Raw genomic sequence first — 26,141 nt, 5'->3', positions numbered from 1 at the left:
GTTTCGTGTCTCAGTTCCGCAGCAGCCCGGTCGCGAGGCCGATCACCACCGGGGCCACTCCCACCGCCAGGAAGGCGGGCAGGAAGCAGAGCCCCACCGGAGCGGTGATCAGCACCTGGGCCCGCTGGGCCCGGGCAGCTGCCTTCCTGGCCCGGTCCGCCCGCAGGTCGGCCGCGTGTCTCGAGACGGCCTCCGCGGCGGGCGCCCCGGAGGAACCGGCCCGCTCCAGGCAGCGAGCCAGGCCCTCGGCACCCGGTATCGCGCCGAACCTCCGCCACACATCGGCCGGTTCGCCCCCCAGTCGCAGCTCCGCGGCCGTTCGTGCCAGCCGCTCGCCGACCGGTCCGCCCAGCGACCGCCCCACGGCCTCCGCGGCCTCGCCCGGCCCGGCTCCGGCGGACGCGCAGGCCGCCAACAGATCGGCCGCGAGCGGAAGCTGCCGTGCGGCCTCCTCTTCGTCACCGGCCGCCGAGGCACTGCGCGTGCTCCATCGCCGTACGGCCAAGCCCGCCGCGATCCCCGCCAGGATTCCGGCCGGCCCGCCGATCACGGCCCAGCCCACGGCCGCTGCCGCGAGCGGCGCGGCCCACCTCCGCAGCCAGGGCGGAAACCCGTTCCCGCGCCGTCCACGGCGCACCGGCCCGGCCCCTACCAGGGCCGTGATCCGCTTCCGAGTGCGCCGCTCGCGCCGCCGGTCGGCCACGGTCCAGGCCGCCCAGGCGACCGAGGCGGCCACCGCGACCGCCATCCCCAGTCTGTGGACGAACTCCCCCAGGAGACCCGCCGCTCCGGTCACACCCGCTCACCTCCCCTGACGATCCGCGCGGCCCACCACAGGCCGGCCGCCTCCAGTGCCACGCCGACGGCCAGACATCCGAGCCCCACCGGCGTGTGCAGCAGCACGTGCAGCGGTCGCGCGCCCAGCGCCGTCCCGAGCACGAGCCCCACCGCGGGGAGCACCGCGAGGACGGCCACCGTGGCCCAGGCCCCGGCCAGTTGAGCCCGCAGTCGCTCCCGCTGGTCCCGGTGCTCCCGCAGCGCGGCCTCCAGCCGGTCCAGCCCGGCGGCCAGTCCCGCGCCACCGTCCACGGAGACCTGCCAGCAGGCCGCCATGCCGGCCAGCCCGTCCGCCCCGTCCTGCCGCGCCGCGCTCCGCAGCGCCCGCGCCACATCACCGCCGAACCGGGCCGCCGCGAGCACCTCGGCCTCCTCCGGCCCGAGCGCCCCGGTCTCCCCGACCGCGAAGCGCAGCGCCGGAGCGGGCTGTCGGCCGGCTCTCAGCTCGGCCGCGACCGCCCCGCACAGAGCCACCACCGCGTCGGACCGGGCCTCCCGCTCCCTGCGGAGCGCCACCGCCCGCAGCCGCCGCCCCACCAGCGGCACCGCGAGCGCACCCGCCACCAGCGGCAACGGCGACTGCCCCAGGAGCGCGAGGACCGCCGCCACCGGCAGACAGAGCCAGGCGCGCCGCCCCCGCGTGACCGCCCGCCAGCGCTCGCCGATCGCACGCCACGACGGACCTGCCCGCCCCGGTTCCCCCGGAAGCCCCAGAGCCCCCACGCCCGCGAGCACCGCCCGCGCCCGGCGCAGACCACGCTCCCGCTCGACCACCCACCACATCGCGGCCCCGGCGCACAGCACCGCCGCGCTCTGGGCCAGCACCCACTGCTCCCTCATCACGACACGCCCCCGATCAGCGACCGCAGCCGCTCCCAGCCCCGCTCCCGCTCGAACCCGGCCGCGCCCCAGCGCAGCGCGGGCACGGTCACCACCAGCCCCTCCCGGTTCCTCTCCAGGACATGGATCTCCGCGATCCGCCGCCGCCCCGCCCGGTCCCGCACGAGATGGAGCACGGCCGACAGGCCGGCCCCCAACTGGCTGTGCAGCGCCGCCCGGTCGAGCCCTGCGGCCGTGCCGAGGGCTTCGAGACGGGCCGGGACGTCCGCCGCCGTATTGGCATGAACCGTGCACGAGCCGCCTTCGTGGCCGGTGTTCAGAGCGGCCAACAGATCGACCGCCTCCCCGCCCCGTACCTCTCCGACCACCAACCGGTCGGGCCGCATCCGCAGGGCCTGCCGGACCAGGTCCCGCAAGGTCACCAGTCCCGCGCCCTCCTGGTTCGCCGGCCGCGCCTCCAGGCGCACCACGTGCGGATGGTCGGGCCGCAGCTCGGCCGAGTCCTCTGCGAGGACGATCCGCTCCCGCTCGCCGACCAGACCGAGCAGCGTGGACAGGAGGGTCGTCTTTCCCGAACCCGTGCCGCCGGAGATCAGATACGAGACCCGAGCCTCGATCAGGGCGCGCAGGATCCGCTCCCCGCCCGGCGGGACCGTCCCAGCGTCGGTCAACTCCCCTACGGAGAAGGCCCGCGGCCGGACCACCCGCAGCGACAGGCACGTCGATCCGACGGCCACTGGCGGCAGTACGGCATGCATGCGGGTCCCGTCCGGGAGACGGGCGTCCACCCAGGGCCGGGCGTCGTCCAGGCGCCGCCCGGCGACCGCCGCGAGCCGCTGCGCCAGCCGGCGCACGGCCGGAGCGTCCGCGAAGCGGACCGTGGTGAGTTCGAGTCCGGCACCCCGGTCGACCCAGACCCGGTCGGGGGCCGAGACCAGCACGTCGGTGACCGCGGGATCGGCCAGCAGCGGCTCCAGCGTGCCGGTGCCGACCAGTTCGCACCGCAACGCCTCGGCAGCGCCGAGGACTTCCGTGTCGCCCAGCAGCCGCCCCTGCGCCCGCAGCGCCGCCGCGACCCGCGCGGGCGTCGGCTCGGCCCCGCTCTCGGCGAGCCGCTGCCGCACGGCCTCCAGGAGCCCCGCGCCGCCCACGGGCGTACCGGCGCTCACGCGGCGCCCTCCGGGGCCAGGGCGCACTCCCAGAACGCGGCGCAGAACCGGCCGAGCGGTCCGCCCGGCTCTCCGCCCGGCGGCGCGCCGGTGTCGAGGGCGGCCACGAGGCCTGGATCGTGCGGGAGTTCCCCGGCGAGCGGCAGCCCCAGCGTGTCCGCGACCCACTGCTCGTCGAGCCCCGGCGCGTACGGTCCGCGCACCACAGCGCGCAGGTCGCCCAGCACCGTGCCCGCCAGGGAGGCGACCCGGTGGGCAGCCGCGACGGCCCGCAATTCGCCGGGGACGACCAGGAGCCCGAGGTCGAGCTGAGCCAGCGCCTCGGTCACCGCCCCGTCGAACCGGCGTGGCAGGTCCACGACGACAATGCCGCCCCTCCTTCGCGCCGCGGCGAGCACCGAGCGCATGGCCTCGGCCGGGACGAGGACCGAGTCTCCCCGGTCCCAGCTGAGCACCCGAAGCCCGCGCACCGACGGCAGCGACTCCTCCAGGGCGCCGCCCGCGACCCGCCCCTTGGAGGCGACGAAGTCGGGCCATCGCCTGCCTTCGGCCCGCTCCCCGCCGAGCAGGACGTCGAGCCCTCCGCCGAGCGGATCGCCGTCGACGAGCAGGGTGCGCCGCCCGGTCCTGGCGGCGGCCAGCGCGAGCGCGCAGGCCAGCGTCGAGGCCCCGGCGCCGCCACGTCCGCCGATGACGCCGACGGTCAGCGCCTGCTTCCCCGTGCCCTCGGCGGCGTCGGCGATCCGGTCGACGAGCCAGCTCTCGGCGTCCGGCAGCCGCAGCACGCAGTCGGCGCCGATCTCGACGGCCTGCCGCCACACCTCAGGGTCGTCGAGATCAACCGGATCCCGGCCGACGAGGATCACCCCCTGCCTGCGCGCCGCACCGCGGCAGCGGGCCGCCGCGTCGTCGCCGACCAGGACGAGCGGGGCGTCGGCCCAGCTCGTGCGGTGTTCCGGCACCGTGTGGTGCACCTCGGGCTCCGCCCCCGCTGCGGCGCACAGCCGCAGCAGGTCGTCGAGGAGCGCGAGGTCCTCGGTGACGATCAAGGGCCCGTTCCCCCGTCCCGCCCCGCCCGGCCGGACACCCACATCCGGGAAGGAGCGGGCGGACCTGGCCGGCCCGGAAGCCCCGGACGTTCCGGAAGCCCCCGACGTTCTGAAAGTCATGATTCCCGCCACAGCACACGCCCCCTGTCCTTGTGATCCCGCCCGCGCCCGTCGCGCAGCCGAGATCGGTGATTCCTTCCGTCCGCGGAGTTCGCGGCGGGAATCACCGTGGCGCCATCCCGGAAATCGTGTGGATCTTGCTCAAAAACTGTGGATAACTCCGTGGCTGTGAATATCCCCGTCGCCCATACCGGGGATGTCCGGAGAGCACCCCGACGGCTACGCTGAGTGATGAAACGACGGCATCGCGCCGTGGCGGCCGGACGGCCGACGAGAGGGGGACACATGAGGATCGTCGGGACGAAAACGCGTCCGGACATGCGACGACCCCCGCCGGGGGGGAGAGCGGGGGTCGTCTCTCCGGCCGACTCGGGGGGGGAGGAGCCGGACCGGGTTAGCACGGTCGCGAACGATCCGTGACTTCCATGGTGTACCCGAGAGCCTTCTCAGGCAAACCCACACGCCCGAGCGTACGCCGAATGGCGGGCACCTATGCTCGGCTCGTGGAAAACCACTCGTTGCCGCGCACAGCCGCCTTCTTTGACCTGGACAAGACGGTCATTGCGAAGTCCTCGACGCTGACCTTCAGCAAGTCCTTCTACCAAGGCGGACTGATCAACCGCCGCGCCGTCCTGCGGACTGCCTACATCCAGTTCGTCTTCCTCGTGGGCGGCGCCGACCACGATCAGATGGAGCGGATGCGCGAATATCTTTCCGCGCTCTGCAAGGGATGGAACGTCGCGCAGGTCAAGGAGTTGGTCGCCGAGACCCTGCACGAGCTGATCGACCCGATCATCTACGACGAGGCGGCCTCCCTCATCGAGGAGCACCATGCCGCCGGCCGGGACGTCGTGATCGTCTCCACCTCGGGCGCCGAGGTCGTGGAGCCGATCGGTGAGATGCTCGGCGCCGACCGGGTCGTCGCCACCCGGATGGTCGTCGGTGACGACGGCTGCTTCACCGGGGAGGTGGCGTACTACGCCTATGGACCCACCAAGGCGGAGGCGATCCGGGAGCTCGCGGAGTCGGAGGGGTACGACCTCTCGCGCTGTTACGCCTACAGCGACTCGGCGACCGACGTACCGATGCTGGAGTCCGTGGGCCATCCGTACGCGGTCAATCCCGACCGGGCGCTCCGCCGCGAGGCCACCGCCCGGGGCTGGCCGATCCTGGCCTTCGAAAAGCCGGTCCGGCTCAAGCAGCGCCTGCCGGCCTTCCGGATGCCACCGCGCCCCGCGCTCCTGGCCGCGGCCGCCGTGGGCGCGGCCGCGGCGACGGCGGGCCTGGTCTGGTACGCCAATCGGCGGCGCCACTCCGCCCTTGCCGATCGCTTTGCCCGGATTTGATACGAAAGTAAAGAACTGGAGCCAGGACTTTCGCTTCCCACCCGACAGGAGTAGAAAGGACTTAGGCCCGCGAGACCTAGGACATCCGAGAGGATCACCTGTTGAGCAAAAAGGCCCCACGGACCATGCACAGAAGCTGAGCACCCACGCGACGTCGACCCGTCGATTACGGGCCAGCCGCACCAGGCGATGGGCAAAGTTCCCCCGCCTGATGGGCACATATCGAGGACGCTTGGTAACTCGGCGGACGTGCCAGCGGCGGTACCAGGACTGGTACCGCCGCAACCCTTTGTGAGGACGGTTTTCAGGCCGCGCCGCGCTGCAGCGCCTCGCAGACCGCCGTCGACTCCCGGACCCCCAGCTCCACGGCCCGCCCGCAGTGGGCGATCCAGGCGGCCATGCCCTCGGGGGTCCCCGACAGATAGCCGTCGAACGCGGCGACGTACGCCGCCCGCCCCTGTTCCGCGTGGCCCACCTCGGCCGGGCAGATCGACTTGGGGTCGAGTCCGCTGCCGACCAGCACGATCCGCTCGGCGGCCCGGGCGATCAGCCCGTTGTACGAGGTGAAGGGGCGCAGCGCGAGCAGTTCGCCGTGTACCACGGCCGCCGTCACGAGCGCCGGGGCCGTACCGCCCGCGATGATCAGCTCGGAGAGTCCGTCGAGCCGCCCCGCGACCTCCGCCGGGTCCGGCAGCGGGGCCTCGATCAGCGGTTCGTCGACCTCCTCGCCGGCCTGCCGCGGCCTGCCGACGGAGTCGGCGACCTCGCCCGGTGCCGCCCCGAGCGCCGCGTCGCCGACCGCGACCAGGTGCAGCCGGGCGAGCACACGCAGCGGCGACTGGCGCCAGATGGAGAGCAGCTGGCCCGCCTCGGCGCCAAGCCGCAGGGCCGCGCCCACCGTCCGCGCCTCGGCGTCGCCGCCGAAGTCGGTGCGCCGGCGGACCTCTTCCAGAGCCCAGTCGGCACCGGACAGCGCGGCCGAGGCGCGCGCGCCGCGCAGGGCGGCCTCGGAGGTGATCTCGTTGCTGCGGCGCCGCATCACGCGGTGTCCGTAGACCCGGTCGACGGCCTTGCGTACGGAGTCCACCGAGTCGGCGACGCCCGGCAGGGAGCCGAGGGCGGCCAGGGGGTCAGAGGCGTGCGTACTCATAAGTAGGGAGGCTACGCGCCCGGGACGCCCGCCCCACGTTGGAGTGGTCTTCTTCACGGAGCTTGACCACTCGACGCGATCGTGCGGCTACCCTTCGTGAACATGAAGATCGCTTTCGTAGGGAAGGGCGGCAGCGGCAAGACCACGCTGTCCTCGCTCTTCATCCGCCATCTCGCCGCCAACGAGGCCGCCGTCGTCGCGGTGGACGCCGACATCAACCAGCATCTCGGGGCCGCGCTCGGGCTCGACGAGGCGGAGGCGGCGGCGCTGCCCGCGATGGGCGCGCATCTGCCGCTGATCAAGGAGTATCTGCGTGGCTCGAACCCGCGGATCGCCTCCGCGGAGTCGATGATCAAGACGACCCCGCCCGGCGAGGGCTCGCGGCTGCTGCGGGTCCGCGAGGACAACCCGGTGTACGAGGCCTGCGCGCGGACCGTGCGCCTCGACGACGGCGAGATCCGGCTGATGGCGACGGGCCCGTTCACCGAGTCGGACCTGGGGGTGGCCTGCTACCACTCCAAGGTGGGTGCGGTGGAGCTGTGCCTGAACCACATGGTCGACGGGGTGGACGAGTACGTGGTCGTCGACATGACGGCGGGCTCGGACTCCTTCGCCTCGGGGATGTTCACCCGCTTCGACATGACGTTCCTGGTCGCCGAGCCGACCCGCAAGGGCGTGTCGGTCTACCGCCAGTACAAGGAGTACGCGCGGGACTTCGGGGTCGCGCTGAAGGTCGTCGGCAACAAGGTGCAGGGCCGGGACGACGTGGACTTCCTGCGCGCCGAGGTGGGCGAGGACCTGCTGGTGACGGTGGGCCACTCGGACTGGGTCCGCGCGATGGAGAAGGGCCGCCCGTCCCGCTTCGAACTCCTTGAGGCGGACAACCGGATGGCGCTCCAGGCGCTCCAGGACGCGGCGGACGACTCGTACGCCGGCCGCGACTGGGAGCAGTACACCCGCCAGATGGTCCACTTCCACCTGCGGAACGCGGAGAGCTGGGGCAACGCCAAGACGGGGGTCGACCTGGCGGCGCAGGTCGACCCCGGTTTCGTGCTCGGCGAGGAGCTGGCCGTACCCCAGCCCAGCTGAGGGACGGCCGCCGGAGAGATCAGTGCTTGAGGTCCGGCTGGGGTGAGGTCAGGGGCTGGGGGCCAGGAAGGTCGCCCAGCCGCCCTTCGGGGCCTCGCCGACCTTCAGGGTCCGCATCTTCTCGATCACCGCCGGGTCCTGGGCGTCGAGCCAGTCGGCGAGCTGCCGGAAGGACACGCACTTCACGTCCTTCTGCACGCACACCGTCGCGATGGTCTCCTCGATCGCGCGCATGTACGTGCCGCCGTTCCAGGACTCGAAGTGGTTGCCGATGATCAGCGGCGCCCGGTTGCCGTGGTACGAGCGGTTGAAGGCCTGCACCAGGCCGTCGCGCATCTGGTTGCCCCAGAACTCGTGCATGGACGGGTCGCCCTGGGTCTTACCGGACTGGTTGACCAGGAAGTTGTAGTCCATCGAGGTCGTCTGGAACGCGCGGCCCGGGAACGGGACGAGCTGCATCGACAAGTCCCACAGACCGTGGTCCTTCTTGGGCCAGATCTGTTCGTTGACGCCGCTGCTGTCGTAGCGGAAACCCAGCTCGGACGCGGCCCGCACGAAGTTCTCACGGCCCTCCAGGCACGGGGTGCGGGCGCCGATCAGCTCCTTGTCGTAGTCGAAGGGGAGCGGCTGCTCGGCGGTCAGGCCGGCGTTCGTCTTCCAGTTCTTCACGAAGGACTTGGCCTGGCTGATCTCGCTCTTCCAGTCGTCGACCGACCAGGTGCCGACGCCGCCGTCCTTGCCGCAGAAGTGGCCGTTGAAGTGCGTTCCGACCTCGTTGCCCTCCTGCCAGGCGCCGCGCAGTTCACGGACGGTGTCACGGATGCCCTGGATGTCGTTGAAGCCGATGTCCGAGCGGCCGGGGGCGTGTCGCGGCGGCTCGTAGAGCTTCCGCTTGTCCTCGGGCAGCAGATACACGCCGCTGAGGAAGTACGTCATGGTCGCGTCGTACTTCCGGCCCACCTTGCGGAAGTGGGAGAAGAGCTTCTGGCTGTCCTCGCCCGCGCCGTCCCAGGAGAACACCACGAACTGCGGGGGCTCCTCCCCCGGCTTCAGCTTCCGCCAGACGGGCTGATGCGGCTGCGCGCCGGTGAAGGCGGTGGAGCCGTCGCCGATCAGGCGCACCGCGCTCTGCGGGGCCGCGGCGGGCTTCTGCGGTCCGGGGGCACCCCGCGGGGTCGTCTCCTGCGAGTCCGAACACCCGGCGAGCCCGGTGGCAAGTGCGACGACGAGGGCACCGACGGCGAGTGCCCTCCTGCGGACAGTGGTCCTTCTCCCGGCGGCTGACATCCGCCCACCTCTCCTCGGATTCCGTACGGCGTGCGAGCGGCGTCAAGGTCGCACCACGGATCCCGGAAAGATGAAACGACAAGCGGAATGGCAGCCGCCCGTCACCCCAACCGGTGAATCATTGCCCTGTTTGCCCCGAAAATAATGCCGCAGTCTTTACTCTCCATTACGATCCATTTACCGAGCGTTGATACTTGCCCGGTCATCCCGCCACTGCACGCCGTGACCCAGCCGCGCCCGCGCTGCCCCGGAAGAGACGGGAAAACATGACTCTCTGCACCCCACCCGACCGCACGACATCCGACCGCACGACATCCGACCGAACGACCACCCGGCCCGACGCCCAGCGACCCCACAGCCCGCCGGACGGCCGCGGCCGCCGCCGCTTCCCCGTCGCGGGCGCCGACCTGTCCGCGTCCATCGCCGTCTTCCTGATCGCGCTGCCACTCTCCCTGGGCATCGCACTCGCCACCGGAGCCCCGCTCCAGGCCGGCCTCGTCGCCGCCGCCGTCGGCGGCATCGTCGCCGGCCGGATCGGCGGCGCACCGCTCCAGGTCAGCGGACCCGCCGCGGGCCTCACCGTGGTCACCGCCGAACTGATCCAGCGCTACGGCTGGCGCACCACCTGCGCCATCACCGTCCTCGCCGGGCTCGCCCAACTCGGCCTGGCCGCCCTGCGGGTGGCCCGCTCCGCCCTCGCGGTCTCCCCCGCGATCGTGCACGGCATGCTGGCCGGCATCGGCGTGACCATCGCCCTCGCCCAGCTCCACATCGTGCTCGGCGGCACACCGCAGAGCTCCACCGTGGACAACGTCCGTGGCCTGCCCGCCCAGTTGGCCGACCTCCACCTGGCGGCCCTGTCCATCAGCGCCCTCACCGTCGCCGTCCTGCTGCTCTGGCCCCGCCTGCCCGGGCGCGCCGGACGGTTCCTGCGGAGGATCCCCGCCGCTCTCGCCGCCGTTGCCGCGGCGACGGCGGCGGCAGCACTCGCCGGGCTCACCCTCCCCCGCGTCGATCTGCCGTCCTGGCGCAGCCACGCCCTGCCCGAGCTGCCCGACGGGCCGGTCCTCGGCCTGCTCGCAGCCGTGCTGACCATCACCCTCGTCGGCAGCGTCGAGTCGCTGCTCTCCGCCGTCGCCGTCGACAAGCTGGTGGCCGCCCGCAAGAGCGGGCCACCCGTTCCCCGGGCTCGGCTGGACCGCGAGCTGGCCGGCCAGGGCGCGGCGAACGCGCTCTCGGGGGCGCTCGGCGGGCTGCCCGTCACCGGCGTCGCGGTCCGCAGTGCCGCCAACGTCTCGGCGGGCGCGGTCAGTCGCGACGCGGCGATCCTGCACGGCGCGTGGGTCGTGCTCGCCGCGCTGTTCCTCGTCCCCGTGCTCGATCTGATCCCGCTGGCCGCCCTCGCCGCGCTGGTCACCGTCGTCGGCGTCCAGATGGTCAACATCACCCATCTGCGCAGCGTCCACCGCAACCGCGAGGTGCTCGTCTACGCGGCGACCCTGATCGCCGTCGTCCTCAGCGGTGTCCTGGAAGGCGTACTGATCGGCATCGCGGTCGCCGTGGCCGTGGCGCTGCACCGCCTGACGCGGACGCGGATCACCGTCGAGGAGACAGAGCTCGGCCACCGGGTGCGGGCGCGCGGGCAGTTGACCTTCCTCGCCGTGCCCCGGCTGAGTCGAGTACTGCACCAGGTGCCGCACGGCTCCCCCTGCGTGGTGGAGCTGGACGGATCGTTCATGGACCACGCGGCGTACGAGGCGCTGCACGACTGGCAGACCTCCCACGGCGGCGCCGTGGAGATCACCGGCCCGTCCGGCGACCTGATCGCCGAGCCCGATTCCGCGTCCCACGCCTGCTGCCGCCCCTGGACCCCCTGGCGCAACCACCACTGCGGCGAACACCACCCCACCGACGAGACCCGGCGGACGACCGGTCACCAACTGGTGAGCGGCATCGGCAAGTTCCAGCGCAACACGGCCCCGCTGGTACGGGACGAGCTCGCGCGCCTCGCCCGCGAGGGCCAGCGCCCCTCGCAGCTCTTCCTCACCTGCGCCGACTCCCGGCTGGTCACGAGCATGATCACGTCCAGCGGGCCGGGCGACCTGTTCACCGTACGGAACGTGGGCAATCTGGTTCCGCTGCCCGGCGAGGAGAGCGGGGACGACTCGGTGGCCGCGGCGATCGAGTACGCGGTGGAGGTCCTGCGGGTCCAGTCGATCACCGTCTGCGGACACTCCGGCTGCGGCGCGATGCAGGCCCTGCTGAACGGCGGACCGGACACGTCGCAGACCCCGCTGCGGCGCTGGCTGCGCCACGGCCGGCCCAGCCTGGAGCGGATGGACAGCCGCAGACACGCCTGGGCCCGGATCGCGGGGCGGCTGCCGGCCGACGCGGTCGAGCAGCTGTGCATGACCAACGTGGTCCAGCAGCTGGAGCATCTGCGGGCGTACGAGTCGGTGGCGCGGCGGCTCGCCGAGGGCACGCTCACGCTCCACGGGATGTACTTCCATGTCGGCGAGGCCCAGGCGTACCTGCTGGCGGACACGGACGCGCCGCACCGCTACGACGACGTCTTCGACCGCGTCCCGCCCTCCCAGGTGCCTTCCCGGGACCAGATCACCCCGCCCGAGGACCGGATCACCCGGCCCGGGGACCCGATCACCCCGACCGCGATCAAGGGCCGGACAGCGGCGCGCGCGTCCTGAACCATCCCCTCCCCACGTCCGTGAGACTGAGTGGCCCCTTCCTCCCACCGCTCGGAGGGAGGGGCCACCGCACGCCCGCCACCCCATAGGTCTAAACCAATTTCCTGGAGACTCTTGTCACCCGGGCATCTGACTGATGAGCTATGGCGCGGGACACATAGGCACATAGGACGCCCTGGGAAAGGGAGATGTCGTGAGCAACGAAAGCCTGGCCAACCTCTTGAAGGAAGAGCGGCGGTTCGCGCCGCCGGCCGAGCTGGCCGCGCACGCCAACGTGACGGCGGAGGCGTACGAGCAGGCCGCGGCGGACAGGCTTGGCTTCTGGGCCGAGCAGGCGAAGCGGCTCACCTGGGCCACCGAGCCGACCGAGACCCTCGACTGGTCGAACCCGCCGTTCGCCAAGTGGTTCGCCGACGGCGCGCTCAACGTGGCGTACAACTGCGTCGACCGCCACGTCGAGGCCGGCAACGGCGACCGGGTCGCCATCCACTTCGAGGGCGAGCCGGGCGACAGCCGCTCCCTCACCTACGCCGAGCTCAAGGACGAGGTCTCCAGGGCCGCCCACGCCCTGACCGAGCTGGGCGTCACCAAGGGCGACCGGGTCGCGATCTACCTCCCGATGATCCCCGAGGCCGTCGTCTCGATGCTGGCCTGCGCCCGCATCGGTGCCGCGCACTCCGTGGTCTTCGGCGGCTTCTCCGCCGACGCCATCGCCACCCGCATCGAGGACGCCGACGCCAAGCTCGTCATCACCGCGGACGGCGGCTACCGCCGCGGCAAGCCGAGCGCCCTCAAGCCCGCCGTGGACGAGGCCATCAGCCGCGTCGACCGGGTGCGCAACGTCCTCGTCGTCCGCCGCACCGGCCAGGACGTGGCCTGGACCGAGGGCCGGGACGTGTGGTGGGACGACATCGTCGCCCGCCAGTCCGCCGACCACACACCCGAGGCGTTCGAGGCCGAGCACCCGCTCTTCATCCTCTACACCTCCGGTACGACGGGTAAGCCCAAGGGCATCCTGCACACCTCCGGCGGCTACCTCACCCAGGCGGCGTACACCCACCACGCCGTCTTCGACCTCAAGCCGGAGACCGACGTCTACTGGTGCACCGCCGACATCGGCTGGGTGACCGGACACTCGTACATCACGTACGGGCCGCTGGCCAACGGCGCGACGCAGGTCATGTACGAGGGCACGCCGGACACCCCGCACCAGGGCCGGTTCTGGGAGATCGTGCAGAAGTACGGCGTCACGATCCTCTACACGGCGCCGACCGCGATCCGTACGTTCATGAAGTGGGGCGACGACATCCCCGCGAAGTTCGACCTGTCGAGCCTGCGCGTCCTCGGCTCGGTCGGCGAGCCGATCAACCCCGAGGCGTGGGTCTGGTACCGCGACCACATCGGCGCGGGCAGGACCCCGATCGTGGACACCTGGTGGCAGACCGAGACCGGCGCGATGATGATCTCGCCGCTGCCGGGCGTCACCGAGACCAAGCCGGGCTCGGCGCAGCGCCCGCTGCCCGGCATCTCCGCCACCGTCGTCGACGACGAGGCGAACGAGGTGCCGAACGGGGGCGGCGGCTACCTGGTCCTCACCGAGCCGTGGCCGTCGATGCTGCGCACCATCTGGGGCGACGACCAGCGGTTCCTCGACACGTACTGGTCGCGCTTCGAGGGCAAGTACTTCGCCGGCGACGGCGCGAAGAAGGACGAGGACGGCGACATCTGGCTGCTCGGCCGGGTCGACGACGTCATGCTCGTCTCCGGGCACAACATCTCCACCACCGAGGTCGAGTCGGCGCTCGTCTCGCACCCGTCCGTCGCCGAGGCGGCGGTGGTCGGGGCGGCCGACGAGACGACCGGCCAGGCGATCGTCGCCTTCGTCATCCTGCGCGGTACGGCGAGCGAGGACGACGGGCTCGTCGCGGAGCTGCGCAACCACGTCGGCACGACGCTCGGCCCGATCGCGAAGCCGAAGCGGATCCTGCCGGTGGCGGAGCTGCCCAAGACCCGGTCCGGCAAGATCATGCGGCGGCTGCTGCGGGACGTGGCGGAGAACCGGGAGCTGGGTGACGTGACGACGCTGACGGACTCGTCCGTCATGGACCTCATCCAGACCAAGCTGCCGTCGGCTGCCAGCGAGGACTGAGCCGCCCTAAGGCTCTTGTGGGCGCCCACTCCAGGACACCTGGGGTGGGCGTCCTTGTGTGCGGCGCCACGCTCGTGCCCACAGTTCCGCCCTGCGGAACGTACGCCCACAACGCAAACGTATGCCCACAACGCAAAGGGGACTTTCCGGACCTAAAGTGAGGATCGCCGGACACCGCGCGACCTCGTTAGGTAACGTAAGGATCGCGTCAGAGACGCGACAGAAATACCTAGGTGCGCCGGGAAGTCTGGTCGGCATGTGCTTCGCCCTGCCAACCGACCGGAGGTCGCCCACCGTGCCCGCGCCCACGCCCGCACCCAGCCGTCCCAATGGCCGTAAGTTCCTCGGCCGCCTGTCGCTGCCCGAGCGACGGTTCGTGGCCGACGCGCTGCGTGCCGAGACCGTCGGTGGCGTGCTCCTGCTCGCGGCCGCCGTCACCGCGCTCGTCTGGGCGAACACCCCCCTCAACGACAGCTACGCGACGGTACAGAACTTCCACATAGGGCCCGCCGCCCTCGGCCTGGACCTCTCCATCCAGCACTGGGCGGCCGACGGCCTGCTCGCGATCTTCTTCTTCGTCGCCGGCATCGAGCTCAAGCGTGAACTCGTCGCGGGCGAGCTGCGCGAGCCCAAGGCCGCCGCGCTCCCCGTCATCGCCGCCGTCTGCGGCATGGCCGTCCCGGCCCTCGTCTACGCCCTGACCAACATCATCGGCGGCGGCTCCTTGGACGGCTGGGCCGTGCCCACCGCCACCGACATCGCCTTCGCGCTCGCGGTCCTCGCCGTCATCGGCACCTCGCTGCCGTCCGCGCTCCGCGCGTTCCTGCTCACGCTCGCCGTCGTCGACGACCTCTTCGCGATCCTGATCATCGCGATCTTCTTCACCAGCGACCTGAATTTCGCCGCGCTCGGCGGCGCCATCGCCGGCCTCGCCGTCTTCTGGCTGCTGCTGCACAAGGGCGTCCGCGGCTGGTACGTCTACGTCCCGCTCGCCCTGGTCATCTGGGGCCTGATGTACAACAGCGGCGTCCACGCCACCATCGCCGGTGTCGCCATGGGCCTGATGCTGCGCTGCACCAAGCGCGAGGGCGAGGAACACTCCCCCGGCGAGCACATCGAGCACCTGGTCCGGCCGTACTCCGCCGGTCTGGCCGTGCCGCTGTTCGCCCTGTTCTCGGCCGGCGTGAGCATCACGGGGAAGACGATCGCCGACATCTCCACCAACCCGGTCACCCTCGGCGTCATCCTCGGCCTCGTCGTCGGCAAGACCGTCGGCATCTTCGGCGGCACCTGGCTCGCGGCCCGCTTCACCCGGGCGGAGCTCAACAGCGACCTGGCCTGGCCGGACGTCCTCGCCGTCGCCTCCCTCGCCGGAATCGGCTTCACCGTCTCGCTCCTCATCGGCGAACTGGCCTTCGAAGGCGAGGGCACGCTGACCGCCGAGGTCAAGGCGGCCGTCCTCATCGGCTCGCTCACGGCCGCCGTGCTCGCGACGATCCTGCTCAAGCTGCGGGTGCGCACGTACGAGGCGCTGCTGGCCGACGAGGAGCGCGACGAGGACCAGGACGGCATCCCCGACATCTACGAGGAGGACAACCCGGAGTACCACCTGCGGATGGCCGCGATCTACGAGAGGAAGGCCGCCGAGCACCGCGAGCGCGCCCAAGTGGCGGGGGCATCGCGCGATGACGGCGACAGTCCGGCATGATCTGAGGTCGGACCGCAGAAGAGAAGTCGGACCGTAGAAGAGAAGAGGGAGCAGCGATGAGCGACCCGGTCAACGGAGCCGAGCGCAGCCTCGGTCAGCTGGTCGCCTCGGCGACCGCCGAGATGTCCGCGCTGGTGCACGACGAGATCGCCCTGGCCAAGGCCGAGATCCGGCAGGACGTCAAGCGGGGCGCCATCGGCGGCGCGGCCGGCGTGGCGGCAGCCGCGGTGCTCCTCTTCTCGCTGCCGATGCTGAGCTTCGCGCTCGCCTACGGCATCCAGGCCTGGAGCCACTGGCACATCTCGGTCTGCTTCCTGCTCTCCTTCGCGGCGAACGTGCTGCTCGCGGGGCTGCTCGGGCTGATCGCCTACGCCAAGTTCAAGAAGGTCAAGCGGCCGGAGAAGTCCATCAACTCGGCCAAGCAGACCGCCGCGGTCCTCCAGAACGCCAAGCCGCACGCCCGCCCCCAACGGGCGGCTCTGCCCGGCGCGGTCCAGGAGAAGGTCGCCGCTGTGGGACGCTCGTCCGCATGACCGTCCCTGAGAGCAGCAACGGCAGCGGCAGTCCCGGCGGTAGTCCCGCCGGCAGTCCGGTACGGATCGACGGCCCCTGGACCCACCGCGACGTGGCCGCCAACGGCGCGCGTTTCCACATCGCGGAGATGGGCGAAGGGCCGCTCGTCCTCCTGCTGCACGGCTTCCCGCAGTTCTGGTGGACCTGGCGCCACCAGCTGCCTGCTCTCGCCGACGCCGGCTTCCGGGCCGTGGCGATGGACCTCCGGGGTGTCGGCGGCAGCGACCGTACGCCCCGGGGTTACGACCCCGCCAACCTGGCGCTCGACATCACCGGCGTCGTCCGCTCCCTCGGCGAGCCGGACGCGGCCCTGGTCGGCCACGATCTGGGCGGCTACCTCGCCTGGACGGCGGCGGTCATGCGGCCGAAGCTGGTGCGCCGCCTCGCGGTCTCCTCGATGCCGCACCCGCGCCGCTGGCGCTCGGCGATGCTGTCCGACTTCTCGCAGTCGCGCGCCGGATCGTACGTATGGGGCTTCCAGCGCCCTTGGCTGCCAGAACGTCAGCTCGTGGCGAACGAGGCGGCCTTGGTGGGGCGGCTGATCGAGGACTGGTCCGGACCCGGACTGCCGGACGAGGAGGCGATCGCGGTGTACCGGCGGGCGATGTGCATCCCGTCGACGGCGCACTGCTCGATCGAGCCGTACCGGTGGATGGTGCGGTCCATGGCACGGCCCGACGGCATCCAGTTCAACCGGCGTATGAAGCGCCCGGTGCGGGTACCCACACTGCATCTGCACGGTTCGATGGACCCCGCGATGCGGACGCGCAGCGCGGCCGGTTCGGGCGAGTACGTGGAGGCGCCGTACCGCTGGCGGCTCTTCGACGGCCTCGGGCACTTCCCCCACGAGGAGGACCCGGTGGCCTTCTCCACGGAGCTCGTCAACTGGCTGAAGGACCCCGAGCCCGACCGGTGACGTACTGCCGTTCTACGAACGGCCATGTGCCCCGCGCATACTCCAATTGGCGGGCCCCCGGGAGGTTACCGACCTTGGGCCACGGGCAGACGTCGGGGTATGGGCTGGACGCACGACTACGGTGACACAGCACGCAACCGCCGCTCGGCCGCTGGGCCGGGCTCCCACGAGAGGAGCGGCACGCAGGAACAGGGCCGCTCGCATCCCGTGCAGGGCATCGGGATCCCGCGCATCCTGCGCCGCCGGGCCCGCTGGGTCTCGGCCCGGCTCAGGCACACCCGGGACTGAGCCACCCGCCGTCTCCGCGTACGGCGGTACACCCGCTCGGAGCGGCGCACACGCCACCCGCCGTACGGCCGCTCGGAGCGGCGCACACGCCACCCGCCGTACGCCCGCTCGGGGCAGAACACTGCCTACAGCGCGCACCCCTGGCTGTCGACCTGCTGCGTCGCCGCGCGGCCCTGGGCGATGTCGTCCTGGATCTCGTCGACCGTCAGCGCGTAGCCGGTGTTCCTGTCGTCGAGCGAGCGGGCGAAGATCACGCCGGACACCTTGCCGTCCGCGGTGAGCAGCGGCCCGCCGGAGTTCCCCTGACGGACCGTCGCGTACAGCGAGTACACGTCCCTGCGCACCTCGCCGCGGTGGTAGATGTCCGGGCCCTGAGCGTTGATACGGCCCCGGACGCGCGCCGAGCGGACGTCGTACGAGCCGTTCTCGGGGAAGCCCGCGACGATCGCGCTGTCGCCGCTGCGGGCGTCCTCGTCGGTGAACCTCAGCGGTTCGACGTCCAGGTTCGGCACGTCCAGTACGGCGATGTCGCGCTGCCAGTCGTAGAGGACGACCTTCGCGTCGTACAGCCTGCCCTCGCCGCCTATCTGGACGGTCGGCTCGTCGACACCGCCGACGACGTGGGCGTTGGTCATGACCCGGCGCTCGTCGAAGACGAACCCGGTGCCTTCGAGGACCTTGCCGCAGCTCGGGGCCGTACCGACGACCTTGACGATGGCCCGCTGGGCCCGGGCGGCGACCGGGCTGCCGGCGAGCGCCGGGTCCGGGGGCCGGACCTCGGTGATGGGCTCGTTGGCGAACGGGCTGAAGACCTGCGGGAAGCCGTTCTGGGCGAGCGTCGAGGTGAAGTTCGTGAACCAGGTGGACGCCTGATCGGGCATCACCTGTTCGACCCCGAGCAGCACCTTGGAGTTGCGCACCTCCTTGCCCAGCGTGGGCATCGAGGTGCCGGCGAGGGCGGAGCCGAGGAGCCAGGCCACGAGCAGCATCGCGACCACGTTGACCAGCGCGCCGCCGGTGGCGTCCAGGGCGCGCGCCGGTGACCAGGTGATGTGCCGGCGCAGCTTGTTCCCGAGGTGGGTGGTGAAGGCCTGCCCGACCGAGGCGCAGACGATCACGACGACCACGAAGACGACCGTCGCCGTGGTGGAGACCTCGGAGTGGTCCGTCAGCCAGTCCCAGACGACCGGGAGCAGCAGGACGGCGACGAGGCCGCCGCCGAGAAAGCCGATGACCGACAGGATGCCGACCACGAATCCCTGGCGATAACCGATGATCGCGAACCACACGGCGGCGAGCAGCAACAAGATGTCCAGCACGTTCACCGTCAATAGCCTCGCAGATTCGTCTTCGGTCGCCCCGGCTCCGGGGGTCAGCCTGTCATGAGCGCCAGTCCAGCGGGACCTGGTTGGCGCGGTCCCACGGCCGCTCCCAGCCGGAGTAGTGCAACAGCCGGTCGATCACTCCGGCCGTAAAACCCCAGACCAGGGCGGATGCGACAAGGAATGCCGGGCCCTTGTGGCCGCTGGGGTGGACGGCGGTCGCGCGGTTGGCAGGGTCCGTGAGATCCGCCACGGGGACGGTGAAGACCCGGGCGGTCTCACCGGGGTCGACGACCCCGACGGGGCTGGGGGTGCGCCACCAGCCGAGGACGGGGGTGACGACGAAGCCGCTGACCGGGATGTAGAGCTGGGGCAGGACGCCGAAGAGCTGGACGCCGGAGGGGTCGAGGCCTGTCTCCTCCTCGGCCTCGCGGAGAGCGGCCCGCAGCAGACCGCCGTCGCCCGGTTCGCCGTCCTCGGGGTCCAGGGCGCCACCGGGGAAGGAAGGCTGTCCCGCGTGGGAGCGCAGGGAGCCTGCGCGCTCCATGAGCAGCAGCTCGGGGCCGCGCTCGCCCTCGCCGAAGAGGATGAGGACGGCGGACTGCCGCCCGGCGCCGCTCGCGGGCGGCAGGAAGCGGCTGAGCTGCTCGGGCTCGACCGTGCGCGCCGCCCGGTCGACGGGCGCGAGCCAGTCGGGCAGCCCGTCCCGGTCCAGCAGCCCACCGGTACCCACGCCATGGGGCGCGGCGGTCGTTTCCTCGGTCTCTTCTTCAGTGCGCGTCATAGGCACCCCGTGTTTCACAACGCACTCCGCACGTGGGTTCGTTCCCTCGGGTCTCGGCTCATTCGGCCCCCGGGGCCACGCCGGGCGCGGGGGCGGCGGGGCGCCCCGGGTAGTCCGGGGGCGGATTGAGGCGCTGGCCCGGGAAGCCGCCCTTCTCGTACTTCAGGAGCTTCCGCGCCTTCTCCGGGTCCGTCTCGCCCTCCCCGTATGCCGGGCAGAGCGGGGCGATCGGGCAGGCACCGCAGGCGGGCTTGCGGGCGTGGCAGATCCGGCGGCCGTGGAAGATCACCCGGTGCGAGAGCATCGTCCACTCGCTCTTCGGGAAGATCTCGGCGACCTCGGCCTCGATCTTGACCGGGTCGTCGCTCTCGGTCCACTTCCAGCGGCGGGCGAGGCGCATGAAGTGGGTGTCGACGGTGATGCCGGGCACCCCATAGGCGTTGCCGAGGACGACGAAGGCGGTCTTGCGGCCCACGCCGGGCAGCTTGACCAGGTCGTCCAGGCGGTCGGGGACCTCGCCGCCGAATTCGTCCCGGAGGGCCGCGGCGAGGCCCATGATCGACTTGGTCTTGGCGCGGAAGAAGCCGGTGGGCCGGATCAGCTCCTCGACCTCCTCGGGGACGGCGGCGGCCAGGTCCTCGGGCGTCGGGTACCTCGCGAAGAGCGCGGGGGTGGTCTGGTTGACCCGGAGGTCGGTGGTCTGGGCGGAGAGGACCGTGGCGACGAGCAGCTCGAAGGGGTTCCGGAAGTCCAGTTCGGGATGGGCGTACGGATAGACGTCGGCCAGCTCCCGGTTGATCTTCCGGGCCCGGCGGACCATTGCCAGCCGGGATTCCGCTTTCGCGGGCTTCGCGCCGGCCTTCGGGGCCTTCGCGCCTGCGGCGGGCTTCGCCGCCGGCTTGGCACCGGCCGCCTTCGCACCCGACTTCGCGGTCGCCTTTGCAGTCGACTTCGCCGCAGCCTTCTCCGGCGCCCTCGCAGTCGACTTCGCGGCAGCCTTCTTCGTCGCCTTCACCGCGGCCTTCTTCGTCGCCTTCACCGCGGGCTTCTCCGTCGCCTTCCGGCTCGCCTTCGCGGGGCGTTTCGGGGCATTTGTCCCCTTCGGCGTACCCTGTTCGCCCACAGCGGAATTACCTTTGGCGGACACTCTTCCAGCCCCCTTGGCCTGCGCTCTCACCGGCGAGTTGGACACCCAGCCAGCCTAAGGGCCACCACTGACATCCGCCCCGAGCACGGCCGATGAGGACCCAATCGGGCCCCTGACGTACAGACGGGCGGTTCGGTACGTCAAACTTGTTGTGATTGATCGCACTGTTTTGTGCGTCCGGCATCATGGGATCAAGGTCCCCTGAGCAGGTCGACATAGGAGAGAACTCGTGGACGACGTTCTGCGGCGCGCCCCGCTCTTCGCGGCGCTCGATGACGAGCAGGCCGCGGAGCTGCGCGCCTCGATGAGTGAAGCGACGCTCGCCCGTGGCGACGCGCTCTTCCACGAGGGAGACCCCGGCGACCGCCTGTACGTGGTCACCGAGGGCAAGGTGAAGCTGCACCGCACCTCCCCCGACGGCCGCGAGAACATGCTGGCCGTCCTCGGCCCCGGCGAGCTCATCGGCGAGCTCTCCCTCTTCGACCCGGGCCCGCGCACCGCCACCGCGACCGCGCTGACCGAGGTCAAGCTGCTCGGTCTCGGCCACGGCGACCTCCAGCCCTGGCTGAACGCCCGCCCCGAGGTGGCCACCGCCCTGCTGCGCGCGGTCGCCCGTCGGCTCCGCAAGACCAACGACCAGATGTCCGACCTGGTCTTCTCCGACGTGCCGGGCCGTGTCGCCCGCGCGCTCCTCGACCTGTCGCGCCGCTTCGGTGTGCAGTCGGAGGAGGGCATCCACGTCGTCCACGACCTCACCCAGGAGGAGCTCGCCCAGCTGGTCGGCGCCTCCCGCGAGACGGTCAACAAGGCCCTGGCGGACTTCGCCCAGCGCGGCTGGCTGCGCCTGGAGGCCCGCGCCGTGATCCTGCTGGACGTGGAGCGCCTCGCGAAGCGCTCGCGGTAGGCAGTCCCGTACATACGAGAAAGGCCGCCCGGTCGACGACCGGGCGGCCTTCTTCGTACGTACGACCTGCGCGACTACCGCTTCGTGCCGTCCACGATCAGCGGGTTCCCGTTGCCGCCGCCGCACGGAACCGCGTACACGGGGTTCTGCGCCGCGGCCTCCTTGTACGCGTCGATGCACTGGTTCATCAGGACCTTGTCGGTCAGCGACTCGTTGAGGATCTTGTTGGCGCGGGCGATGCCCTCGGCCTCGATACGGCGCCGGTCGGCCTCGGCCTTGGCCGTGCGGGACGCCTCGGTGGCACGCTCGGTCGCCTGCTGCTGCTGGATCTTGCGGTCGATCTGGTCCTGCAGGGCCTTCGAGGGCTTCACATTGCGCAGATTGACGGCCGTGACGTCGATGCCGCGCGGGGCCAGGCGCTCCTTGATGAGCGTGCCGATCTCGGCGTTGATCTTCTCCCGGTCCGTGGCGTAGCCCTGCTCGCTCGTGTAGCGGGCGAAGACGTTGCGAACGATCTCCCGGCTGTCCGGGTAGACCAGACGCTGCTGGATGGCCTCCTCGGTGCCCGCGAGACGGTACAGCTCGACCGCCTTGGCCGGCGTGACCGCCCACTTCACGGTCACCTCCACCTCCATCACGCCGCCCTGCGAGGAGCGGACCTCGACCACGTCCTTGTCGGAGAGGTTGAGGTCGACGGGGCGGGTGGAGAAGGTCGTGACGTCGGTGAACGGCGACTTGACGTGCATGCCGGAGGTCATCGGCTCACCGACCTTGCCGAAGGCGACCGGGACGCCGACCTCGTACGCGCTGACCACGTACGTCATGCTGGCGATCAGCGCGAAGGCACCGGCGAGGACGGCGCCGAGCGCGCCGAGCTTGAGCCCCTTCGAGTCGTTCGAGCGGGCGACGAAGAAGAGCACCACTGCCGCGATGAGCAGCAGGATGGATATGACGAACACGAGTGTTCCCCCCGAGAGCTACGGTCAGAAGTGAGCGGAGCGTAAGACACGAACCGCGAGTGAGTACCCAGGGGGTGGGGGTCAGATCAGTCCGTGCTCCCGCAGATACTCGAGCTGGGCCCGTACGGAGAGTTCGGCAGCCGGCCACAGCGAGCGGTCCACGTCCGCGTACACATGGGCGACGACCTCCGCAGGGGTGCGGTAGCCGCTCTCGACGGCCGTCTCGACCTGCGCGAGGCGGCCCGCGCGGTGCGCGAGGTAGTACTCCACCGCGCCCTGCGCGTCCTCCAGGACCGGCCCGTGGCCCGGCAGCACGGTGTGGACGCCGTCGTCGACGGTGAGCGAGCGCAGCCGGCGCAGCGAGTCCAGATAGTCGCCGAGCCGCCCGTCGGGGTGGGCCACCATCGTCGTACCCCGCCCCAGGATCGTGTCGCCCGTCAGGACGGCCCGGTCGGCGGGCAGATGGAAGGAGAGCGAGTCCGCGGTGTGACCGGGCGTCGGCACCACCCGCAGCTCCAGACCGCCGACGGTGATCACGTCACCGGCGGCCAGCCCCTCGTCGCCGAGCCGCAGCGCCGGGTCCAGGGCCCGCACCTGAGTCCCGGTCAGCTCGGCGAACCGGCCGGCGCCCTCGGCGTGGTCGGGGTGGCCGTGGGTGAGCAGGGTGAGTGCGACGCGCTTGCCGAGCTCCTCGGCGGTCGCGACGACGTTCCGGAGGTGACCCTCGTCGAGCGGGCCCGGGTCGATCACGACGGCAAGGTCGGAGTCGGGTTCGGAGACGATCCAGGTGTTGGTTCCATCCAGGGTCATCGCGGACGGATTCGGCGCGAGGACGTTGACGGCGCGGGCGGTCGCGCGGCCGGAGAGGGCCCCGCCCCGCGGCTGCCCGGGCAGCGCGGCGGCATCGCTCATCGCGCCCCTCCCTCCTCCACGTCAGGGCCCGAGGCCGGGCCGGCGGCCGGGTCCTGGCCAGCAGCGGCGTCCGGGGCCGGGCCCGCACCCGCGTCCGAAGCCGGGCCTTCTCCCGAACTCCCCGGGCCTTCTCCCGAACCCCCCGCGCCGGAACCCAGAGCGCCCGGAGCGCCCGGAGCGGCAGCACCCGGACCCGTCGGGATGTGCTTCGTGAACTCCTCGTGCCCCGGCCAGGACAGGATCAGCTCCTCCCCCTCCAGGCGCGCCTGCGCGAGTACGGGAGTCAGGTCCTGGCCCCCCGCCGCGGCCAGCGCCTCGGCGGCCGAGCCGAAGCGCGTGAGCCCACGCAGGGTCGAGATCGTCGGCGGCATCATCGTCAGCTCGCCCCGGTCGTACCCGGCCGCGGCCTCCGCCGGCCGGATCCAGACCGTGCGGTCGGCCTCCGACGACGCGTTACGGGTGCGCTGGCCGGCCGGCAGCGCGGCCACGAAGAACCAGGTGTCGTACCGCCGGGGCTCGAACTCCGGCGTGATCCAGCGCGCCCACGCGCCGAGCAGGTCCGAGCGCAGCACGAGACCGCGCCGGTCGAGGAAGTCGGCGAAGGACAGCTCGCGCGCGACCAGCGCCTCCCGGTCCTTCTCCCAGTCGTCGCCGGTCGTGTCCCCGACCACGGAGTCGGCGGTCTCCCCGGCGAGCAGCACGCCCGCCTCCTCGTACGTCTCGCGCACGGCCGCGCAGACGATCGCCTGGGCCTCTTCCGTACCCGTGACGCCGAGGCGCTCGGCCCAGCTCTCCAGGGAGGGCCCGGCCCACCGCACCGGGTGCTCGTCGCGCGGGTCGACACCGCCGCCGGGATACGCGTACGCCCCGCCCGCGAAGGCCATGGAGGCCCGTCGCCGCAACATGTGGACGCTCGGCCCCTCGGCGGCGTCGCGCAGGAGCAGGACGGTGGCCGCCCGCTTGGGTGTCGCGGGGGTGAGCTCGCCCGCGGCCAGGGCGCGGATGCGGTCGGGCCATTCCGGTGGGTACCACTGACCATTCGGCATGGCCGGATGGTATGCGCAACTACCCGTATGCACGAGAGCCGGTTCCCCCCGGACGGGAGAACCGGCTCTCGACGGTGTTGACGGTCGGTCCTGGACAGGCTCAGGCCTGGTCGAGCTCCACCTGGACCTCGACCTCGACCGGGGCGTCGAGCGGGAGCACCGCGACACCCACCGCGCTGCGCGCGTGCACGCCCTTGTCCCCGAGGACCGCGCCGAGCAGCTCGCTGGCGCCGTTGATGACGCCCGGCTGTCCGGTGAAGTCGGCGGCCGAGGCGACGAAGCCGACGACCTTCACGACCCGCTTGATCCGGTCAAGGTCACCGGCGACCGACTTCACGGCGGCGAGCGCGTTGAGCGCGCAGGTGGCCGCGAGCTCCTTGGCCTCCTCGGCGGTGACCTCCGCGCCGACCTTGCCGGTCAGCTGGAGCTTGCCGCCCACCATCGGGAGCTGGCCCGAGGTGTAGACGTACACGCCCGACTGCACGGCCGGCTGGTAGGCGGCCAGCGGCGGCACGACCTCCGGCAGGGTCAGGCCCAGCTCGGCGAGCTTCGCCTCGACGGTTCCGCTCACGCGCTCTTCTCCCGCTTCAGGTAGGCCACGAGCTGCTCGGGGTTGTTCGGTCCGGGAACGACCTGGACGAGCTCCCACCCGTCCTCGCCCCAGGTGTCCAGAATCTGCTTCGTCGCGTGCACGAGAAGGGGCACGGTCGCGTATTCCCACTTGGTCATGGAGCCGACTGTATCCGCTGCCACAGGCAGCCTCCTGCTTAGGCGGGCGCCGCAGTGGTTAGGCTCGAAGGCGTGAGCAGGCTCCAGGTCGTCAGCGGCAAGGGTGGTACCGGTAAGACGACGGTCGCCGCCGCCCTCGCGCTCGCCCTCGCGACGGAGGGCAAGCGGACCCTCCTCGTCGAGGTCGAAGGCAGACAGGGCATCGCACAGCTCTTCGAGACGGAGGCACTTCCGTACGAGGAGCGCAAGATCGCCGTCGCCCCGGGCGGCGGCGAGGTGTTCGCGCTGGCCATCGACGCCGAGCGCGCCCTCCTCGACTACCTCCAGATGTTCTACAAGCTGGGCAGCGCGGGCCGGGCACTGAAGAAGCTCGGCGCGATCGACTTCGCGACGACGATAGCGCCGGGCGTACGGGACGTGCTGCTGACCGGCAAGGCGTGCGAGGCGGTCCGCCGGCGCGAGAAGCACGGCGGCTACACGTACGACCACGTCGTCATGGACGCGCCCCCGACGGGCCGGATCACCCGCTTCCTCAACGTCAACGACGAGGTCGCGGGGCTCGCGCGGATCGGCCCGATACACAATCAGGCGCAGGCCGTGATGCGGGTCCTGAAGTCCCCGGAGACGGCCGTGCACCTGGTGACCCTCCTGGAGGAGATGCCGGTGCAGGAGACCGCGGACGGCATCGCGGAGCTGCGCGAGGCCGAACTGCCGCTGGGCGGCGTCATCGTGAACATGGTCCGTCCGCACGTCCTCGACGAGGCGGCGGTACGGGCGGCCTCCGGCGACCACCGGGACGCGGTCGCACGGACCCTGGCCGCGGCGGGCGTCCGCGGCGGTACGAAGCTGGTCGAGCCGCTCCTGGAGCAGGCGGCCGAGCACGCGCAGCGGGTGGAGCTGGAGCGCGAGCAGCGGGCGGTGCTCATGGAACTCGGCGTACCGGCGTACGAACTCCCCTTCCTGGGGGACGGGGCGGACATCGCGGGCCTGTACCGGCTGGCGAAGGAGCTGCGGAAGCAAGGGGTGGGCGCGTGACGGAGAAGGCTGCCGCGGTGGATGGTCTCGACTCCCTGCCGGCCGTGAACGGGCTCGACTCCTTGCCGGCAGTGAAC

Annotated in this window: 23 protein-coding genes and 1 pseudogene; 10 read left to right on the top strand and 14 right to left on the bottom strand. The window is 71.8% G+C overall.

What is annotated here, in order from left to right; genetic code table 11:
* Positions 1-10: 10 nt before the first annotated feature.
* From ACZ4VI_RS30010 to ssd, 4 genes are read right to left on the bottom strand one after another with little or no spacing between them, the layout of a single operon-like run.
* Entirely contained in the window at positions 11-748 is a 738-nt protein-coding gene (locus tag ACZ4VI_RS30010) for a type II secretion system F family protein (RefSeq protein WP_468004443.1), read from the bottom strand.
* Between the two features lie 44 nt (positions 749-792).
* Positions 793-1,677, bottom strand: a complete 885-nt coding sequence (locus ACZ4VI_RS30005) for a type II secretion system F family protein (protein ID WP_468004272.1) — start codon at positions 1,675-1,677, stop codon at positions 793-795.
* Positions 1,677-2,846 carry a TadA family conjugal transfer-associated ATPase gene (locus ACZ4VI_RS30000; protein WP_468004270.1) on the bottom strand — a complete coding sequence of 390 codons (1,170 nt, stop codon included), beginning with the start codon at positions 2,844-2,846 and terminating at the stop codon, positions 1,677-1,679. The genes ACZ4VI_RS30005 and ACZ4VI_RS30000 overlap by 1 nt, the downstream gene beginning before the upstream one ends.
* The gene (gene ssd / locus ACZ4VI_RS29995; protein WP_468004268.1) at positions 2,843-4,015 is read right to left on the bottom strand and encodes a septum site-determining protein Ssd; all 1,173 of its coding nucleotides are present in this window, start codon (positions 4,013-4,015) and stop codon (positions 2,843-2,845) included. Before ssd ends, ACZ4VI_RS30000 begins: the two co-directional genes overlap by 4 nt.
* 479 nt (positions 4,016-4,494) lie before the next feature.
* On the opposite strand from ssd, the gene ACZ4VI_RS29990 reads away from it, so the two are divergent.
* Positions 4,495-5,361 carry an HAD family hydrolase gene (locus ACZ4VI_RS29990; RefSeq protein ID WP_468004266.1) on the top strand — a complete coding sequence of 289 codons (867 nt, stop codon included), beginning with the start codon at positions 4,495-4,497 and terminating at the stop codon, positions 5,359-5,361.
* A gap of 304 nt (positions 5,362-5,665) precedes the next feature.
* On the opposite strand, the gene ACZ4VI_RS29985 is transcribed toward ACZ4VI_RS29990, so the two are convergent.
* Entirely contained in the window at positions 5,666-6,511 is an 846-nt protein-coding gene (locus tag ACZ4VI_RS29985; RefSeq protein ID WP_468004264.1) for a Fic family protein, read from the bottom strand.
* A gap of 102 nt (positions 6,512-6,613) precedes the next feature.
* On the opposite strand from ACZ4VI_RS29985, the gene ACZ4VI_RS29980 reads away from it, so the two are divergent.
* Entirely contained in the window at positions 6,614-7,600 is a 987-nt protein-coding gene (locus ACZ4VI_RS29980; RefSeq protein WP_468004262.1) for an ATP-binding protein, read from the top strand.
* Positions 7,601-7,648: 48 nt separating this feature from the next.
* Here the strand turns inward: ACZ4VI_RS29980 and ACZ4VI_RS29975 are convergent, their stop codons facing one another.
* Positions 7,649-8,887, bottom strand: coding sequence for a polysaccharide deacetylase family protein (locus ACZ4VI_RS29975; protein WP_468004260.1), 1,239 nt, complete (start codon positions 8,885-8,887; stop codon positions 7,649-7,651).
* 266 nt (positions 8,888-9,153) lie between these two features.
* Here ACZ4VI_RS29975 and ACZ4VI_RS29970 point away from each other — a divergent pair, with 266 nt between their 5' ends.
* The 6 genes from ACZ4VI_RS29970 to ACZ4VI_RS29945 all read left to right on the top strand — a co-directional run bounded on the left by ACZ4VI_RS29970 (position 9,154) and on the right by ACZ4VI_RS29945 (position 17,226).
* Positions 9,154-11,592, top strand: a complete 2,439-nt coding sequence (locus ACZ4VI_RS29970) for a bifunctional SulP family inorganic anion transporter/carbonic anhydrase (RefSeq protein WP_468004258.1) — start codon at positions 9,154-9,156, stop codon at positions 11,590-11,592.
* Between the two features lie 193 nt (positions 11,593-11,785).
* Complete coding sequence (gene acs, locus ACZ4VI_RS29965) at positions 11,786-13,741, top strand: acetate--CoA ligase (protein WP_468004256.1); 1,956 nt, start codon at positions 11,786-11,788, stop codon at positions 13,739-13,741.
* Positions 13,742-13,997: 256 nt separating this feature from the next.
* Positions 13,998-15,449 (top strand): Na+/H+ antiporter NhaA, encoded by a 1,452-nt coding sequence (nhaA, locus tag ACZ4VI_RS29960; RefSeq protein ID WP_468004254.1) that lies wholly within the window; start codon positions 13,998-14,000, stop codon positions 15,447-15,449.
* A 56-nt stretch (positions 15,450-15,505) separates the two neighbouring features.
* On the top strand, positions 15,506-15,982 hold the full coding sequence (locus tag ACZ4VI_RS29955; RefSeq protein ID WP_468004252.1) for a phage holin family protein: 477 nt from the start codon (positions 15,506-15,508) through the stop codon (positions 15,980-15,982).
* Positions 15,979-16,938, top strand: coding sequence for an alpha/beta fold hydrolase (locus ACZ4VI_RS29950; RefSeq protein ID WP_468004250.1), 960 nt, complete (start codon positions 15,979-15,981; stop codon positions 16,936-16,938). The genes ACZ4VI_RS29955 and ACZ4VI_RS29950 overlap by 4 nt, the downstream gene beginning before the upstream one ends.
* 99 nt (positions 16,939-17,037) lie before the next feature.
* Positions 17,038-17,226, top strand: a complete 189-nt coding sequence (locus ACZ4VI_RS29945) for a hypothetical protein (protein WP_468004248.1) — start codon at positions 17,038-17,040, stop codon at positions 17,224-17,226.
* A 125-nt stretch (positions 17,227-17,351) separates the two neighbouring features.
* Here the strand turns inward: ACZ4VI_RS29945 and ACZ4VI_RS29940 are convergent, their stop codons facing one another.
* The 3 genes from ACZ4VI_RS29940 to nth are packed head-to-tail and all read right to left on the bottom strand — an operon-like array spanning position 17,352 to position 20,371.
* On the bottom strand, positions 17,352-18,551 hold the full coding sequence (locus tag ACZ4VI_RS29940; RefSeq protein WP_468004246.1) for a MarP family serine protease: 1,200 nt from the start codon (positions 18,549-18,551) through the stop codon (positions 17,352-17,354).
* A 55-nt stretch (positions 18,552-18,606) separates the two neighbouring features.
* Positions 18,607-19,332 carry an NUDIX hydrolase gene (locus tag ACZ4VI_RS29935; RefSeq protein ID WP_468004244.1) on the bottom strand — a complete coding sequence of 242 codons (726 nt, stop codon included), beginning with the start codon at positions 19,330-19,332 and terminating at the stop codon, positions 18,607-18,609.
* A gap of 58 nt (positions 19,333-19,390) precedes the next feature.
* The gene (gene nth, locus ACZ4VI_RS29930) at positions 19,391-20,371 is read right to left on the bottom strand and encodes an endonuclease III (protein ID WP_468004242.1); all 981 of its coding nucleotides are present in this window, start codon (positions 20,369-20,371) and stop codon (positions 19,391-19,393) included.
* Between the two features lie 337 nt (positions 20,372-20,708).
* Here nth and ACZ4VI_RS29925 point away from each other — a divergent pair, with 337 nt between their 5' ends.
* On the top strand, positions 20,709-21,383 hold the full coding sequence (locus ACZ4VI_RS29925) for a Crp/Fnr family transcriptional regulator (RefSeq protein ID WP_015034542.1): 675 nt from the start codon (positions 20,709-20,711) through the stop codon (positions 21,381-21,383).
* Between the two features lie 74 nt (positions 21,384-21,457).
* Here ACZ4VI_RS29925 and ACZ4VI_RS29920 read toward each other — a convergent pair whose 3' ends face one another.
* The 5 genes and pseudogenes from ACZ4VI_RS29920 to ACZ4VI_RS29900 form a co-directional block, all read right to left on the bottom strand.
* Positions 21,458-22,342 carry a prohibitin family protein gene (locus ACZ4VI_RS29920; protein WP_468004240.1) on the bottom strand — a complete coding sequence of 295 codons (885 nt, stop codon included), beginning with the start codon at positions 22,340-22,342 and terminating at the stop codon, positions 21,458-21,460.
* Between the two features lie 81 nt (positions 22,343-22,423).
* Complete coding sequence (locus tag ACZ4VI_RS29915; protein ID WP_468004239.1) at positions 22,424-23,254, bottom strand: MBL fold metallo-hydrolase; 831 nt, start codon at positions 23,252-23,254, stop codon at positions 22,424-22,426.
* Positions 23,255-23,445: 191 nt separating this feature from the next.
* Positions 23,446-24,300, bottom strand: a pseudogene (locus ACZ4VI_RS29910) (NUDIX hydrolase); the annotation flags it as partial.
* A 100-nt stretch (positions 24,301-24,400) separates the two neighbouring features.
* Positions 24,401-24,871, bottom strand: coding sequence for a RidA family protein (locus tag ACZ4VI_RS29905; protein ID WP_468004237.1), 471 nt, complete (start codon positions 24,869-24,871; stop codon positions 24,401-24,403).
* Entirely contained in the window at positions 24,868-25,029 is a 162-nt protein-coding gene (locus tag ACZ4VI_RS29900; protein WP_075033571.1) for a DUF4177 domain-containing protein, read from the bottom strand. Before ACZ4VI_RS29900 ends, ACZ4VI_RS29905 begins: the two co-directional genes overlap by 4 nt.
* 72 nt (positions 25,030-25,101) lie before the next feature.
* Here ACZ4VI_RS29900 and bagA point away from each other — a divergent pair, with 72 nt between their 5' ends.
* A complete protein-coding gene (bagA, locus tag ACZ4VI_RS29895; protein WP_468004235.1) occupies positions 25,102-26,064 on the top strand; it encodes an ATPase BagA in 963 nt (320 codons plus the stop codon).
* Positions 26,065-26,141: the final 77 nt, after the last annotated feature.

Source organism: Streptomyces sp. NPDC029169, assembly GCF_055563935.1.
The sequence above is the reverse complement of the archived record's forward strand: the minus strand, read 5'-3'. Positions and strand labels throughout refer to the sequence as shown.